This is a genomic window from Tunturiibacter empetritectus (assembly GCF_014201375.1).
GTDB lineage: Bacteria > Acidobacteriota > Terriglobia > Terriglobales > Acidobacteriaceae > Edaphobacter > Edaphobacter lichenicola_D.
Genome location: NZ_JACHDZ010000010.1, coordinates 35,757 through 52,690 on the forward strand (window position 1 = coordinate 35,757; position 16,934 = coordinate 52,690).

Consider the following 16,934-nt stretch of genomic DNA (forward strand, 5'->3'; position numbering starts at 1 on the left):
CCTTTCTCATTTCTATAAACTTGAATAGCAAAAGGAGAGTGCCTTGAACCGTTCCTATGTAGCTCTAGCGATCTTGATTTGTCTAGCTGGCTGTAAATCTGAGCCGAAGCCCTCAATCGTTCAGCAGCGGACGATCGTGCAACAGGTTGAAGATGCCGGTGCTGGAGACCTGAGCAGGGCTGATGTGGCTGGGCTTCAAATCTGGCTAACGAAGCACTCGGATGTGGCGCGAAACATCGCTTCACAATGCAAAGAGGCGATGAAGGCAGACACAGTGTGGAAGAACTCGGCAGAGGGCCGAATCTGCATAGCCGAAAAGGATGCTGGCTACTCCAATTAGGCATCCCATTGGCGTTTCCGGTATCAAGCACTATTCAGCATCTCAGGACCGTTGTTGCGTACATTGCCGACGAGCCTGTTGGCCGGCGTCATGCGCATTTTGTCTGATTCAAATGGGCGCAGCAGATCGAGGGGCGGCCGAGACTCATCGTAGTCGTTGAGCCATCGGTCGAAGTCCCGCGGGTGCAGGATGACGGGCATGCGGTTGTGGATAGGTTCCATCAACTCGTTTGCTTCGGTGGTGACGATCGAGAAAGTATCAAGCGGCGGGTGTAGATCCCCTCTGCGTGGTCGCCATTCGGAGAATAGGCCGGCGAGGGCGTAAGGCTCACAGTCCGGCATCTCAAATTTGTAGACGGGTCTTGAACCCGCCTTCGGTTTGGGAGACTTCTTCGGGGGCGCCGGAAGATCTCCAAAAAGACCGTGCTCACCGTGCTCGATTGGCGGCGGTTGGGGCAGGGAAGGGCGTTGCAGCCACTCGTAGAAGCCATCAACGGGGATGAGACAACGGCTATGTTGGAAGGGTCCCTTCCAAATCGGCTTGTCGAGAATCGACTCAGCCCGAGCATTGCTTGTTGTGTAGATCTTGAAACTATCCGGATCAGCAATCTTGGCCGGAATCAATCCCCAGCGCATCTGAACAAGAACGCGCTCGCCGGTCTCAGCGTCAGCCCGAATAATGGGCTGATAGGTACTTGGAGCTATGTTGTAGTCGGGCGGGAGCTCGAAGCCTGGCGGAAGCTTGCCGACTTTGAAAGCCTCGGCGATGCGTTGCTTGTCTGATCGACGGTAGTATCGGCCACACACTTGTCTAATCTCCCCAGCTACCGCCGAAACCCTTTAGCTGGCCTAATTCATAGCGACCGGGAAACTCGACAGTCTCTTCAGAGCGAAGGCGGTTTACGATCTCCTTGGCGGCCGATGAATGGACAAGCTCACTGAAGTCGGCTTCATAGCTACCCACGTTCACAGACCACCACTTTTGCGTCTCGCGTTCGGAAGTGGCGATAAAGGTGACCGTCTCCAGATGTCCTTTGTCCTCGCCTTCGAGTAAAAGGAACGGGATGGCCGTCAGTTTATAGGGTTCCGCCATCCCAGAAGCGTATCACCGGAATAAGTGCATCGAAACACTATGGCCAGGAAAAGCGTATCACCGCTTCAGACAGCGACATTTATCGAGTCAATGGAGTGCCTGCCCGTTACAAAGATCCCAGAGGGTCCGGAGTGGACGTATGAGATCAAGCTCGACGGCTACAGACTCGAGGTTGTGCGCACTGGCGGGGAGACGACGCTTTACTCCCGTAGACGGAACGTGCTGAATCGTAAGTTCCAATACATCGCCAAAGCGCTCGACTACCTTCCCGACGACACTGTGCTCGATGGTGAGTTGGTGGCCCTGGGGCCTGACGGAAAGCCAAACTTCAATCTTCTGCAAAACTTTCGTTCGGCGGAGTCGCACATAACCTACTACGCCTTCGATGTGTTGATGCACAAAGGTCGCGACCTAACCCAGGTATCACTTTCTGAACGCCGCGCACTACTACGGACGGTGCTGAAGCCAAGCGATCATGTCGCCCCGTCAGAGGTCTCGGATCGGACGGCAACGGAGATGCTCGAGTTCATAAAGACCCACGGTCTTGAGGGTGTGGTCGCCAAGCGCAGCGATAGCGTCTATCAGCCTGGACTTCGCACTGGACTATGGACCAAGCACCGTATCAATCTCGGGCAGGAATTCGTTATTGGTGGATACACGCCTGGGACACATGGATTCGACGCTTTAATTGTGGGCTTTTACCGGGGCAGGGAGTCATCTACGCCGCGCGCATTCGTGCGGGTCTTGTGCCGGCGACACGGCGGGCGGTTTTCGAGAAGATTAAGCACCTCAAAGCGGCGAAGTGCCCCTTCGCAAATCTTCCGGAACTCTCGGATGGCCGGTGGGGAGCCGGTCTTACCGCTGAGAAGATGAAGGAGTTCGTCTGGCTGAGGCCCGAAGCCGTGGCTCAAATAGCATTTCTGGAGTGGACTGGTGCCGACCATTTGAGACACACCAAGTTCGTTGCGCTTCGCGATGACAAAGACCCTAAAAAGGTCGTCAGGGAAACTGGGGTAGACGTTTGGTAGTGGGTCAGTTTGAAATAGCAATTTGTTACCGAAAGCCCGATATTTCAAGGTATTCCTACAAATTGCTTCTGGATTGCCCGTGATTCGTCCGGAACAAGGGGATATTCGCAGAAACCCTCCCACATGCCGATTTATCAGGACCAAACCGATCCTCAACCTAATCTGTATCCATTGACCCGAGATCTTGTGACTTCTTTTTGACGGTATCGGCTCAGTCAGACTTTCAGAAAAATACGAGCGTCGATCTCCGGAAATTCGAGCTTCCGGGATCAATAGAATAACGCACTAATGAGATATCTGGGGGCTCGGTATATACCGCCGGAGGAGGTCACCCGCTTGGCAATCCGCATAAGACCCCGGCGGCTAACACAAGCTCTTCCTTTTTTGGGCCTGATGGAGCTGAGCGCGTTCAACTATCAATTCAGTCGCCGGACGGTGCTCGCAAGAAGTAGCTCGTCGGTGACCATTTCTTAGCGACGTTTCCCGCAACAGCTCGCGGATGCAACCTAGGCTCCTGATTATCCGCAATCAAGGGCGAGAGTTGATCGGTAGCGTCAACAATGAGGTAGATATGATGAATCTTACCCGCAAGAACCACTCCTACATCACCAGCTATGATCTCCGTATTGAGCATGATCCGACTCCAGTTGCGCCGTTTCTCTAGGTCGTACGCGAGTGAAGGAACCCATGCCTGTAGGTCTCCGGAGCCATCAAAGGCCCCCTTTGGATAGATCCCGGTGAATACCAGCAGTGCACTAAGTGTCGCAGCGCAATGATTCTTCGGCCCACTCACAATCGCAGTCGCGATGTTCTGTGCATGAGTCAACACAGGTGGACTTGTCTTTAAAGTCGTAACAATTTCGGCGACCGCACGTGATTGATCCATCATCGTCTCCTCTGATAATAGGTACGAGACGCGGTTGGACTGACACTACTCCGGAGCAGTGTCTGCCCTTGAGGGCATACTACGTCATCTAGCCGCAGCCGTGCGATTGTTCAGATTAAGAAACTACATAAATCCCCATCATCAACAACTCGTTCCACAGCGCGAAGCATACTGTCGCATTCATGGCGTATCTCCGCACGCCTATTACTTATTGGTCCCCAGTGCTTCCGTTTATGACGTAATCCTATGGCGGCGAACTCAGCAGCAAAGGCCGGACACGACTTGGAGAGCTTTTGAAAATTGTATGCTTCGCCCTGGCCATAGTTAATGTGATCTACGTCAGCGCAACGAACTCCCTCCTTGAAGACATCTAGGAAATCGGTCGAGCCGTTATATCGCTCCAACAACGAAGTAAGAAGGGGGCTCGCTGTTCGTAGATCATAGCTGGCCTGAAATAGGCCGGCCTCTACGGTATCAGGGTTCTTCCGCCGAGCATTGTCGTCCCGACCTGCGCAATACTTCCCTGCGCTCTCGCGCATGCCTAATCCTATGAGGAGGACGAATAAATGTCGGAGAGTACCTATGCCGCTGGATGCATTGCTCATTTCTGCTTCATTGAATAGGTCTCGGTACCACGTCAATGCATCCGTTGCGTTTTCGGTGGACTCAGCTCTTGCCATTGCAACAGCCCCCTTTTCTCCTCGTTTGAATTTGCAATGGACTCGCGCATAAACGAGCGCCATACCCTTGACATAACCGATGGGAGAGCGGCCGCGCTCTCGCCAGCGATAATCGGCGATCGCCGCTTTTTCGGCTACTCCCAAAATCACACTGAGATTTGAGAGATTTGGGTTGTCCAGCATAGACGTCATAGTTCCTCCAGTTGAACGGTTCACAAGCATAAAGTACGCCGAGCTTGTCAAAACGACATTTTTATCTGGACATAGGCGATTTATGTTGCTCTGCCATCGGACGCATGGTATGTATGATCTCCAAATACAAACCTAGTAGATTCCACCGGCAGATTGATTGACTTGAATGCTTGCTCTCTCCCACTCGATCAGCTGAGATCATTTACAAAGGAAGAGGCTAGAAGTGTCAGAACTCCTGAACCCTAAAGTTGAATCTTCTGTCCGTAACTCAAAGAACTTGGAAGCTCTTCTGCCCTACGCAAATGTCGATACAAACGCCACAGATGCGCAACGTGTGGCAACAATGGATGCGCTCCTGGCGGTCGTTGTGGGTCGCATGGATGCGGATCCCGAAGTTCTCAAGCGTGCGAAACGTATGTTGCTGTTGATCGCATGGCACGAAGGTGCACTGTTGCGTACGCGAGTGCAAGGAGCGGATGGTCCTGCCCGCAGCTTCTTTCAGATTGAGTGCGCCACCGCAAAGAATGGTTTTACCTCTTCGGCGTTGGGTGCCGCACTGAAGTCCGAAATGGCTGCCACTGTGGACAGCGATGTACCAACACTGACGGCCGCTGCGGCTGCACTTACGAATACGCACGATTTCCCTGCCGGAAGCCTCATTAAAAACTGGCTCGAGCAGGTGGACATATTCGGCAGCTATCTAGCCCGACTCATTCTAAAGAAGTCTGCAGACGCGCTGCCCGCGCCTGATAGCACATTCACGCGTGAAGCGGACTACTGGTACAACGTTTGGAACCGGGGTGGGGCAGGAAACGAAGGCCGAAAAGCCGTGTTCATCCAGCACGCAAAACTTCTCGGAAGCCAATTATTGCGAATCTCGCTAGAGGGCAACACTGACTTTACTACTTCATTAGATGAAGAATCGCTCAAGCGGGTGACGTGGAGCCATTTGATTTTAATTCCTCCTGGCAGTCCGACAACACCTCCCATAGCTTTTAGTTTTTCTTCTCAAAAGAGCTTCGAGTTCCGGGGTAGTGCGTCTTACTACGTCGAAGGGAAGCTAGTGGCACGTCTGGAAGTAATGCTGGAGGTTCTGGCAGGATCACCAACCGGGTTGACTCTTTCGACAGTTGAAGTACCGGTCGGCACGAAGCAGGTCGAACTGATTATTGATGGAGAGGTTCTGACAAGAGATGAAAAGCTCGAGCTAACCCGTGTTTCGTGAGCAGCGCATTTCCAGAGTGGCGAACGTTCCGACGTAGGCAAGGCACACGTGGTCGAGCCACATTGGGGCGAATTTTTATGCACTCACCGGGCCAGACTCTCTCCCTGTAGTTGGGCAGCACCGCAGTGTCTGCAGTCAAGAAGTGCGTTCTGCAATCCTGTTCGATTTTACCGGAGTCTCTCGTGTCTCTGCCGCCTCGGATCAACCGGTCGTACCTTCGTTCACTTTCGCAGACTTTGCCGCGTAAGTCGGCAGAGCAGGGAGAGAGCGCGTCAGCTACGCGGATTTCGCGGCGAAGCTTTCTGGGCATGTCGGCTTCGGGCTCGCTGGCGTTTGCGCTGCCCCGACGCGAGCAGGTGGAGGTGGTGCATCGCGAGAACGAGGTGCATCTGCTGCTGAACAACGTCGCTCGTTGGAGTGTTGCGGGTGACGAGTTTGGCGAGCGGGCGCGGCTGTTTGTACATCGTGGCGCGGATGCGACGGTGGTGTCGCTGCGCGACGGAGAACTGCCGGGAAGCGGGATTACGGCGGACTTCGACCTTGCGATTGGGCGAGGACGCATGCCGGACGCCGAGATGCGTATGGCGAACGGCTTGACCGTCGTGGGAGACGCTAAAGCGTGGCTCCTGCGAATATCGCCGCTGCAGGGCAGGTGGGACGCGCGATCGCTAGCACCTGGGCGAGCGTGGCAGGTGGTGTTCCAGGGGCGCCCTGCGCGTGCGCGTCTGGATGCAGACTGGGGACTGGATTTGGAAGGCGTGATGGACGTCTCCTTGGCGGGCCTGGATACGATGCGGAGCGAGCGATGCAGCGTGAGTCTGCTGCATGCTTGCGAACTACTAGAGGAGCAGAAGGGCAATGATGCGACGCGGTGGGTGTTTCATCGCGGCGATGCTCGGTGGCGCGTACGACTGGATGGTGGATCACCGGCCGGGGCGAGCCTGGACCATGAGGACGAGATATTCGACGAGTTGCATGTAGAAAGCGTGCGAACGGAGCAGGGCTCAATTCATGGAGCGCTGCTGCGGGCGCATCCGGCGAGAGTGACCGTGGCTACGTTGCGGCCGGCAAACGAACTCATCACTAGTTCAGGGGAGCGTTTTACACTACCGCTGACGAATCTGCGAATGGCGATGACCATGGCCCGCGCCGATACGGAACGCATTGTGGTCTCGGATGAGGGTTCGCATGAGGAGTGGGCGCATGGCAGAGAGGCGAGCTACTTGATCGCATCGGTCCCGGGGCAGCCTCAGCTTGAGTGGAACCTGGATACGGATGAGGCGGCTGTGGGTGCGGCTCCGATGTCTGTGTCTGTGCCGGTGGAGGATGGCTGCCTGACCTTCCATGCGGAGAAGCGACCCCACTCCTTTTGGCATCCGGCGGGATGGTTTGCACCGCTAGAGAGGCTATTCGGGCTTTTTCATACGGCGATTCCGCTGGAGTACTTTTCGCTTCCGCTGGAGCGGCCGGATGACATGGCGATTATGAGGCTAACGTTCCAAAACCTGGAGCTGCGGACGTGGCCTTCGCCAAAGCTGTGCCGCGTCAATAAGGGAGTGGGCAAAGGCAAGGACGCTTTCATCACCGTCATTTTGCCGGGACAGGACTTTGCCGAGGAAGCATTCTTCCGCAGCAGTCCGGAGAATCCCAAGCCGTCGGTGGGAGCGCAGGAGATGGACCAGCTTCCTGGTAAGCCCACCGATCCAAAGGCAGCGCAGAAGGAAGTCGATAAGGACCTCGGGCGCATCGACGACGAGACAGAGCGTTGGCCGGCTGAGAAGTTTGCGGCTAAGGAGACGAAGTTCGTTTACCGGATTCCGGATGGGATGGATCACATTCCGTTTACAGCCGCCTCAATGATGACGTGGACGGCGTGGGAGCTGCAGGTGGCCGATGTGGCGAAGACGGATGCGGAGAAGAACCGCCCCAAAATCGCGCAGCCGGACAATGTGACGCAGATCGAGATGCCGTGGAAACTGATCCTGTCGCCGCATGAAAAAGCAAAGTGGAGCAGCAGGGCAATGCTGCCGAAGCAGGATCCGACTAAACCGGTTGAGTTATGGAGCATGCGCTTCTATCCGGAGGGAGATGCGGGGAGCGCAGGCACGGATGCGAAACATCCGCCGACGATTCCGCTTCGGGCAATCTGGAGCGATGATTATCGGCCCGTGGACAATCCGACGTGCCGTGCTGACGCAACGCAGGCGTGGCCGCCTTTTCCTGATCCGCCTGTGCGGATGGCGTTGAGCCCAAGCGACCGCAACCAGATTGTGCACCTGACCTCGAACTGGAGGATGCCGCGGAGGGCGACGTATTGCAAGAGCGGATCGATCGACAACTTCGATACGCCGCGTCCGTTTGAGGCAGAGCACATGCTGATGACCTCGATGGGCGGATACCTGAAGGGTAAGGGCATCTGGGATCCACTCAAGATTGATGAGAACCATGCGCTGACAATCGAGGAGTGGGATCACACATCGTCGCTAGGGCACCCATCGGCGGATGTGGTGTCGTATGCGGGATTCCTGATGCCGTTTGGGCTGCGAGCGACGCTGATCAAAGAGACCAAGCGCGAGGCCGACAACTGGGCCAAGCCACCGGGCAGCAATCGCGTGACGGCTGCGGAGCACCAGCGCTACTACGTGAAGGTGGCCAAGCAGGAGATTGCGCCGGGTAGGTTTGGCGTGCCGTATGCAGGTAGGGAGATGTCGTGGACCGTGCTGGCGAACAGCTTCACCACGCTTCCACTGAACGATGCAGAGAGCATTGACCAACCTGGCCACGCGGGGACGAAACAGACTTGGTCGCTGTTCTGGCCGATGGTGATGGGCAAGCTTGTCCAGTTCCCTGTGTCGCTGCATGATGTCGCGAGCGGCAGCGTGACGCTGGGGATGCCGATGGCGTTTGTGGGTGTGGATGTGGCGCAGACTTCGCCAGCGGGCGGCGCATCCGTGTCTGCGAAGACGGCAGTGGATTTCTACAACGCTGGCGGCCCAGGAATTGATACTCGCGACGTGGTTGAATTTGGAGGCGCGCGGCTGGCGTTTGCTCCGCCGCTGGTTGGGGGCGATACCGACCTGCTGGTGCAGCGGGTGTTCTTTCAGGCGCAGTTAAGCAACGAGGCTCCGCACGAGTTGTATCGCGAGAACCTGCCGTACTTTTATCCGTACATCGACTGGGCTGAGGTGCGGTCGTCTTCAGTAGATCGCATCTCTGCGCCGGTCGATGCAACGAGAGTTCAAATTCCGGCGATGTATCTGGACAGCGGCTTCGACCCGAAGGGGAACCCGGGCGAGGTGTTCGTGCAGGCGATCAGTAGTACGGAGCTGTCGTTTGGCAGACAAGGCAGAGTGGATCAATCGGGCGGGCTTGTGTCTCCGGATGTGCTGCTGGCGGGCTTCAGCCGCAAGGCCGGACCGGTGGGCGGACGGCCTGCGATAGGAAGGCAGGGCAGACGGCCTGCGATAGGAGGGCAGGGCGGAACGATTGAGCAGTTTGGCGCGGGACGGTTCGACCCGGTTGAGTTTTTCGGAGGGTTGGAGTCGGCAAAGATTCTGGGCGGCATCAAGCTAAGCTCGGTGATTGCCGCGATTGCGCCGGACGTGGCGTCGAACCTGGAGAAGGCGCCGAAGATGCTCGAGGAGGCGGCGTACGAGGTTGGTGCGGCGGAGCTGCGGCTTGCGGACGTGATTACCGCGTTCCAGGCAGACAGCCATGTGCTGCCGATTGCAACGCTGCTTTCTAATGAGGCCGACGCTGTGGCGGTGGCGGCGATTCCGGTACGGAATGCTGTGAACTCAGCGACTGCGCCGGGGATTGCGGAGGGTACGCGACTTGCGACAGCGATTTTGGCGTACAGCAACGCGCTGGGAAGGTTGCTCTCAAAGCCGGACCAGATCGGGCAGGAGTGGATCCGCGAGTTTGTGGAGCGCACTCTGCCGCTGAACGCATTGCTGGCGGCCGCAAGTCAACAGTTCGATGCTGTGCGCGCAGCTCTACTGGAGCAGATAAAGAGCGTGTTGCCGCTGGGAGACGCGCTGAAGCTGCTGAAAGACAACCTGGCGGATGCGGTGATCAATGTTGCGATCCAGGTGTCAGAAAGTCAACCTGCGCAGAACGTGCAGCGCACGCTGCGACAGCTTGCGCCGGAGTTTGTGGCGTTGTTGGACCTGATGCCGGTGGCGACGGATTTGAAAGCTCAGGTTGGCGCGTTGGTGGATAGCGCGACGAGTGTCGATCAGATTCCGCGGAACCTGGAACGCATCAACGCGGCGCTGTCGGATGTGGACCAGATCACGATGCGACTGACGGGCACGCAGCTCGCAGTAAGCGTGCCGACAATGCCGAAGATTATGGACAAGCTGCAGAGCGCATTTGTGCAGGTGTGGATCCGTGTGGTGGATGCGGCCGGCGTGGATGCGGTGGAGAAGGCGGCGGAGCTGCTTTGCTCTGGTACGGCGGAGGAGGATGCGCGCAATTTGCTGCAGGCGACACGGCGGCTCCGGAAGTCGGTAATGGTGCTGGTGAATGCTGGACGGCAGTGGCCTTCGGCGCCGGCGGATCCGCGAAGCAGGCTGCAGATGGTGGTGACGCTGATGGAGGCGCAGCGCGACATCCTTGCGGCGATGGCCGACATTCAGGGTGTTGCGAACCGGTACCTGTCGCTGGGCGATTCTAAGGATCTGCTAAAGGCGGTGGATGCGCTGAGCACGGCTGCTAGTGTGGCGCGCTCGCTGGCGAATGCGAACGATCCACTGTCTGAGGCATTTGATGCCGCGGTGAAGGCTGTGCTAGCGCAGCCCGAGGTGCAGGTGTTTGTTGCCGGCAAGTATGCGGATCTGATTACGGCGCGCACTCAACTGCAGGGAATGTGGCAGAGCGCGCAGACAAACCTTGCGATCCAGGTGCAGGTGTATGCGAACGCGGTCGACTTCGTGTCGGTGATGAACGCGCCGCTGGAGTTCCTGGCGTATAGCCCGGACTTGGGCAAAGACGCGAATGCGTTTCTGAATGCGCTGGCAAAGGTGCCGGCGATTGACAGCACGCTGAGCGACAAGCTGAAAGCTCCGGTGAAGCAGATCGCAGCGCCCTGGGCGTCTCTTATCGCGAAAGTCAACACGCCGATTGCGAATAACGAAGGGCTTGAGTTTGCGCGGAAATCCGTGATCCAGATGTTTGGCCAGGCGATGCAGAATGTGACCACCGGCTTTGCCGATGTGGACACTCAGAAGACGCTGGCGGAGACGTTGCATGCGATGCGGGAACTGGTAGCTGCGGTGATCGCGCTGTATGACACCGTACGCAAGCAGATTGGATCGATCTCAAATGCGGCGCCCGTGCTGATTGCTGCTGGGCGCGCGAAGCTGAACGAGTTGCTCGCGAATCCACCATTTCCGACAACGTACAAAGTATCGTTCGATTGGCATCCGGATCTGCGGGCCTTCGAGCCGGTATTTCTGCTGCGGGACGGCGCGGACATGACTATCACGGCGCAGGCCGTGCTGAAGCTGGCTCTGGCTTCGATTGGAAGCTCGGCTCCCCCATTAAGCACGAGCTTTGAGATTGAGGCTACGCTGAAGGATTTTTCGATCAACCTGATCGGAAGCCCGAGCTTTGTGATTCTGAACGTGGACAGCTTGACGTTCAAGGCGAAGGACGGAGCGAAGCCAGACGTTCGTCTGCTGCTGGATTCGGTGAAATTCGGCGAGGACATGGGCTTTGTGAAGGAACTGGCGGCGCTGTTGAATCCGAAGTCCGGACCCTTCATTGAGCTGATTGATGGCGGAGTCCGCGCGGGTTACCGGTTTGCGGTAGAGACGCAGCCTGTGGGGTGTTTTATTCTTTCCGGACTGCGCTTTGAGGTGGCCGCGGCACTGCCGTTCAACGGCGATCCGATGCGGTGCATCTTCCAAATATCGAGCCAGCAGGAGCCATTCCTGCTTAGCTCTGGAATTTATGGCGGAGGCGGATTCCTCGGGCTTCAGCTTGGGCTTGATGGCGTGGAACTGCTGGAGGGTGCGCTCGAGTTCGGGCTAGTTGGAGCGATGAGCGTCGGGCCGATTAGCGGTAGAGGCTTCATCGTTGCAGGAATTTACTTCTCGATTGCGAAGAACGATTCCAAGGTGTGCGGCTTTGTGCATGCGCACGGATACATGGACATCTTCGGATTCATCACGTTGACCCTAGATGTGTATGTGAGCGTGTGTTACGAGTCTAAGGGCGGATCGGTGTATGGCGAAGCTAATGTGTCGATCCACATCAAGATTGCATTCTTTAGCAAGGCTTTCAACTTTACGACGCGGCAGAAGTTTGCGGGCAATGGGGGCGGGTCGGCACAACGAAACCTTAGTCCGAAGATGCACAACCCTTCCCGGATCGAAACGAATCCTCATCCAGAGGAGTCGCAGGACGAGGCGCAGCAACCGGCGCGAAATGCGGCGCCGCTCTTCCCCGAAAAACAAGAGTGGGATCGCTACATCGCGCAATTCGTGGATTAACACGGGACGGAGGAATTAACTTGGCAAGACTTTATGTAACGACGATCCCGAACGGATTTGTAAACGCGGCGAAGGACGCGACGGACCAGACAGCGCGCGTCAGCGTCGTTTTGGTTCCTGAGCTTGGAGAAAACGAAGCATTCGAGTCCTCGATCTTTGCCGAGTGGCCACGCAAGGTGGATAAACTGAAGTGGCAGGTTGCTGTGAAGGGGCAGGCGTCGGTGGACGCGATGTTGGAGACCACGTTTTCCGTGAATGCGGAGATCGAAACCGCGATGTGGAAGGCGATCTTTGGCGTTGATGGCGATAAGCGCGCGACAGGCGGAAACGAGACAGCAGCGAAGATGCGAGCCATGCAATTCGTATCGCACGACGCCGGGCTATTACACCAGCGCAATATGCGGGCGCGGATGCTACACGCGGTTGCCCTTGCGCTGGATGTGCAGGTAGAAGAGACCAAGCTAAAGCTTACGGACCCTGGAACTCTTAAAGCGGATACGGAGAAGCTGCTGAAGTCACTGATGATGCAGTCGAATATGGCTCTGAGAAACTATGTGGAAGTGCTTCCGGTTTCTTCGAGCGTACACCCGGTGCTGGGCATGCCAGAAAGGGCTCGTACCTTTTACGAACGGGTGTGGTCGACGAAGTTAGAGGCGGCCTTCGAATGGTGGCATGAAGCCCTCAAGAAGACGACGGGTGCGTTTGGTGACGCAGTGTGGCATGGCCTTGAGCCCTTTCTGAGACGCCTTCCCGCAGATGACGGACCGAAGGGATTTGAGAAGGTTTTGCTGTTACGCCATCACGTTCGCTTGAATCATGACAAGCGCGATTCCGATCCTAACGATGTGACCGTCTACCTAGTGGATGAGATGAGCGAGGCGCTGAGCGACTTCGATGGCCTACGCGCGGCGCAGAGGTCGGCGAAGCTGATTGCTGACGCAGAGGACAAACTGAAGAAAAATGTCGCAGACGGTAAGTGTCAGCCAGATGGAATGACGGCGATGATACTGAGGAGATATCGCTTTTTGGAAGGGGGAGTGAAAGAGCATTCGAGCGGGACGATCTCGGCTGACGCACAGCGAAACCTGATGAAGATATCTCGCAAATACTTTGCGAGTGCACCATTTCCGCCTACAGTGACCGATAAAACGCTGGAGTACGTGGATGAGCTGCTTGGGTTTCTGGAGAACGAAGTCCCCGTGCATCGGAGCGCCTCCTTGGAGCAGGATGACGAAGTGCTTCAGGCATATTTGAACTTCGTTCTGTTCCACTGGGCTCCGATGTTGCCGATGCATCGCTCGACGAGGGCGCAAGGCGATGGGGATCCTCTGGATGTGCCGGACTTTGCGCAGGTGCTTCATCTGTTGCAGAGTTATCCGGCGCTGCTGCGTCCGCTAGGATTGATCTTCGATCTGACGTTCAAGCTAGCAAGCGGTGTAACGGATGGTGAGATCTCCGCGAGCGCGACGATTCCCCGCGTGGCGCCAGCGGACTTAACGGTGACACCGTCGACGACGGCATTTGTGGTGGATAAGACCACGAGTGCTCGAAGATTTTATACCAAGCCGCGCGGCGTGGGAATTACAGGAAGGTTGTTGAACTTGAACGCGAAGCTGAACAACGCGGCGGCGTATGCGCTGGTGACGGAAGAGAGTGATCTTGCCACGCAGAAGGCGTTGCACAACGTGAACAACGCCCAGCGCGCGGAGGAGTACAAGGGCGCGGCGAGCGAGATGGATCCGCTGCCAGTAGATCCGAAGACGGTGGGCAGCAGGTTGGTAATGAGTCCGCCGACGCTGAAACAGAGTTCACTGCAGGCGCCGGCAGCAGCGCAGACGGCGCAGGTGTCTCTGTTGTACAACAATCAGGCTGCTGATGTGCGGGCAACTGTAACGGAGGTGACGGAGAAGCAGATTCAGGCTGGCACGATGCGTTACTTCGCCGAAGACCTGGTGCTGGGACACAGAGTGGATGTGTCCTACAAGGACCGGACCGGCAACGAGAAGTGGTACGCGCTGTGCGAGCGGGATGGAACCTATACCGTGCGCAAATTGGGAACTGCAGGGCCGACGCATAAGTGGCGTCCGAATCCGAATGTCGTGCCTGAGATGGTGGCGGACGAAGGCTTTGTGACTCTGGCGGGCACTTCGATCGAAACTCAGACGTCGAACGACGGGCAGCTGACAAAGGTGTCGCCCTCGCTATTCAACTGGGTGGGGTCGCCGCTGGCGCTGGAGGCGCCGGAGTTCGGCGAGGTGAACGAGGCATCGTTTCCAAATAAAAAGCCGACCGACAAGCAGATGCGGATAGGAGTGTTTCCGAAGTATGAGCCGAAGAGCAAGAGCCAGCCGTGGACGGTGCCGCTAATGTACGCGCACTCGTATAAGTTCCGCTGCCGCGTGGTGGATTTGGCAGGAAACAGCGATCCGAGCTGGATGGCGACCGATGACGCAAGTCCACTGATGGCGGTGGACTTCCGACGCAGCGATCCGATTGACGCTCCAAAGATTGTGTTGGAGAGGTGGATTGACCGGAATCGAGCGCCCGGAGAGCAACTGCAGCGCATGGTGATTCGCGATGGACGCGGAAGCGGATCTCGTGTGCTGGCTGCGCCACGCGAGAGCCTGCGGTTGGGAGAACTGCACGGGTTTGCAAAGCAGTATGAGTGGAAGCGGACGGCGTTTGAGCGACAGCGACTGAAGGATGACGGGTCGTTCCTGTCGGTTTACGAAGCGGTGCGCGAGGGGTATCTCTCAACGATGGACACGGTGGATGAGAAACAGGATGGCGATCCGATCTTTCTCTCGCAATATCCGGGAGACCGCGCTGCGCCGAGCAATCCCTATCTGCCGGATCCGGCGGCGAAGCTGGCGCGCATCGTGCCGTTTCACCAGACGGAGAACGCATCGCTGGTGGTGAAGGTGCCGGAGCAGACACACTGGTTTCCATTTGCTACGGAAACGGCTTGGCCGAATGTTTATCCGGTTCGGGTGCGGTTGAGCACTGGATCGAGGCTTCGATTCCGGACGGCTTGGACGAAGGAAGATGAGGATTTGCCGGGGCAGTCCCCGCTGATACCGCTGTTGGAGGTGACACTGCCGAAGGGGCACGTGGTGATGCTGCAGGTGAACTGCGCTGGCGCACTGGATTCAAAGCAGGTGGATCCCGCCTTTCAGCAGGCGATTGCAAAGATGCGGCCGGAACCAAAGGTAGAGGAGTCTCTTTGGCTTTCGTCGCTGACCGGAAATGCGGGAATTGACTTTGGACTGATGGTGCAGCCGAAGGACATTTTGAACGGGCTTTCGCCGCGCCTCGTGGATGGGTCGATTCAGAGTGCGTTTCCGACGCAAGTAATCACGCTGGTGCATTCGGTGAGGCAACCGCTGGCGCCGCCGGAGACGGTTACGCTGGTAGTCTACCGCCTGGACGGGCAGGCGACCGCAGATGTGAGCGGCAACTTGAAGGCGCATTGGCGGACGAGTGCGAAGGTTGCATTCGAGGCGCAATGGATGGAGATTGTGGACGATCCGGGAAAGCCAGAGCCATATGTGGTACACCACTCGGAACAGGCTTTCGAGTGTATTGCCCCGATTCATCCGGATGAAGAGCCGCACATTGTCGAGGCGTTTTACACCCCGCCGAATCCTCCACAGTCGGAAGATGAATTGATAAAAGCGGACACCTATGGACGTGATATTGCGAGTGGAACCCAACATGCATTCCGAAGCAAGCGGGCGCAGGAGGTGCTGTACACACCCGTCGCTACGACGCGATTTCGAGACTATTATCCGACGAAAGGAAACGATGAAGACTTCCGGTGCAAAAGTTTGCAGCCGACAAAGGTAGTAGTTGCGAACTCTGAGCCTCCCGATCTGTTGAAGATTCGATACACGCTTCCGGCGTTCATCACGGATTCGACCTACGACGCCAGGATGCGGACTTGGAAGACCGCGAGGGTCGTCGTTCTGCGCGTCTACTTTGAACGCCCGATGCTGAGTTCGGGGAATAAGGAGTGCATTGGTGTTGTGGTGAAAGATCCAGTTACTAACGCGACGACGGTATCTATGTGGGGAGCAGACCCGACGATCGACCCGACAAAAATTCCACCGTCGCAAAAGGATGTGACTGCACGCGAGATGACGTTGGAGAACTTCAAGACGGATCTCGCGAACAAGAGAGAGGTGGACGTCTGCACTTTTCCATCGGGAGAAAAGGCGATCGTAATTCAGTATCCGATGCTGTTCTCATCCGAACATCGGATCTGGTATAGCGACATTCGCGTGGACACAGATCTAGTGCATCTGCCGTATGTGCAGTTCTCATTGGTGCGATATCAGCCGGACGGTCTTGTTCTTGATAAACCAGACATCAATGGAAAACGAAAGATCAAGCGTGACCTGCGCTGCTCGAATCCGCTCATAGCGGACTTTATCCAGGTGATGCCGGATCGATTCCTTTCGCTGACGCGGCACAACAACCGAAAGTATACCGTTATTGTGTATGGAACATTCGCTGTTGACGGTGAGCAGCAGAATCCGCAGGATAGCCCGATTGTGTGCGAGATCCAAGGCCGGCTCTTCTACGAGGGAAAAGATTTGGGGTGGCGGCCGGAGAAGGCGAAGTCGATTATACCTAACTGGGAGAAAGCCATTGACGGTCCATGCGGTGAAAAGTATTCGGGCTGGAAGATTGAGATCGAACTGAGCCATAATTCCGCTATGCGGAACTATCGTCTGAAAGTGCGAGAGCGCGAGTTGATGGAAGACTCGACGCGGCCAGATAAGAACCCCTGTTTTCGCACGTGCTATCTGAAACTGGTTGATCTGCCCTAGCGAGATTTATGGCAGAGCTAGGGCGTGGGCTTCTCGGCATCCACCTTGCCGCTTTTCCGGTCGCTGTGCGAGATCGCCCGCAGGTTCCCGCACTTTGGCCCCGATCAACTCATGGCCAAGTTCCTCGACCTGTTCGCTGTTCCAGATCGTTTTGCAATTTGT

8 protein-coding genes and 1 pseudogene are annotated in these 16,934 nt (G+C 56.7%); 6 read left to right on the top strand and 3 right to left on the bottom strand.

Annotated features, from left to right (window positions below; all coding sequences use genetic code 11):
- Positions 1-136 precede the first annotated feature (136 nt).
- Entirely contained in the window at positions 137-340 is a 204-nt protein-coding gene (locus HDF10_RS20015) for a hypothetical protein (RefSeq protein WP_183816659.1), read from the top strand.
- A 23-nt stretch (positions 341-363) separates the two neighbouring features.
- On the opposite strand, the gene HDF10_RS20020 is transcribed toward HDF10_RS20015, so the two are convergent.
- Together HDF10_RS20020 and HDF10_RS20025 are read right to left on the bottom strand one after the other, a co-directional pair.
- Complete coding sequence (locus tag HDF10_RS20020) at positions 364-1,146, bottom strand: SOS response-associated peptidase (RefSeq protein WP_183816660.1); 783 nt, start codon at positions 1,144-1,146, stop codon at positions 364-366.
- 4 nt (positions 1,147-1,150) lie between these two features.
- Positions 1,151-1,432, bottom strand: coding sequence for a hypothetical protein (locus tag HDF10_RS20025; RefSeq protein WP_183816662.1), 282 nt, complete (start codon positions 1,430-1,432; stop codon positions 1,151-1,153).
- 90 nt (positions 1,433-1,522) lie between these two features.
- On the opposite strand from HDF10_RS20025, the pseudogene HDF10_RS21510 reads away from it, so the two are divergent.
- Together HDF10_RS21510 and HDF10_RS21515 are read left to right on the top strand one after the other, a co-directional pair.
- Positions 1,523-2,035, top strand: a pseudogene (locus HDF10_RS21510) (ATP-dependent DNA ligase); the annotation flags it as partial.
- A 2-nt stretch (positions 2,036-2,037) separates the two neighbouring features.
- Complete coding sequence (locus tag HDF10_RS21515; protein ID WP_406706849.1) at positions 2,038-2,460, top strand: ATP dependent DNA ligase; 423 nt, start codon at positions 2,038-2,040, stop codon at positions 2,458-2,460.
- Positions 2,461-3,456: 996 nt separating this feature from the next.
- Here HDF10_RS21515 and HDF10_RS20035 read toward each other — a convergent pair.
- Positions 3,457-4,218, bottom strand: a complete 762-nt coding sequence (locus HDF10_RS20035) for a hypothetical protein (RefSeq protein WP_183816666.1) — start codon at positions 4,216-4,218, stop codon at positions 3,457-3,459.
- A gap of 223 nt (positions 4,219-4,441) precedes the next feature.
- On the opposite strand from HDF10_RS20035, the gene HDF10_RS20040 reads away from it, so the two are divergent.
- From HDF10_RS20040 to HDF10_RS20050, 3 genes are all read left to right on the top strand, one after another.
- A complete protein-coding gene (locus HDF10_RS20040; RefSeq protein ID WP_183816668.1) occupies positions 4,442-5,443 on the top strand; it encodes a hypothetical protein in 1,002 nt (333 codons plus the stop codon).
- Between the two features lie 182 nt (positions 5,444-5,625).
- Entirely contained in the window at positions 5,626-11,940 is a 6,315-nt protein-coding gene (locus HDF10_RS20045) for a hypothetical protein (protein WP_183816670.1), read from the top strand.
- A gap of 20 nt (positions 11,941-11,960) precedes the next feature.
- Complete coding sequence (locus tag HDF10_RS20050) at positions 11,961-16,772, top strand: hypothetical protein (RefSeq protein WP_183816673.1); 4,812 nt, start codon at positions 11,961-11,963, stop codon at positions 16,770-16,772.
- Positions 16,773-16,934 lie beyond the last annotated feature (162 nt).

Bases quoted from the DNA above. Each gene is read 5' to 3' on its own strand.
- HDF10_RS20025 (WP_183816662.1), bottom strand. From the start codon at position 1,432: ATGGCGGAACCCTATAAACTGACGGCCATCCCGTTCCTTTTACTCGAA.
- HDF10_RS21515 (WP_406706849.1), top strand. From the start codon at position 2,038: ATGGACCAAGCACCGTATCAATCTCGGGCAGGAATTCGTTATTGGTGG.
- HDF10_RS20035 (WP_183816666.1), bottom strand. From the start codon at position 4,218: ATGACGTCTATGCTGGACAACCCAAATCTCTCAAATCTCAGTGTGATT.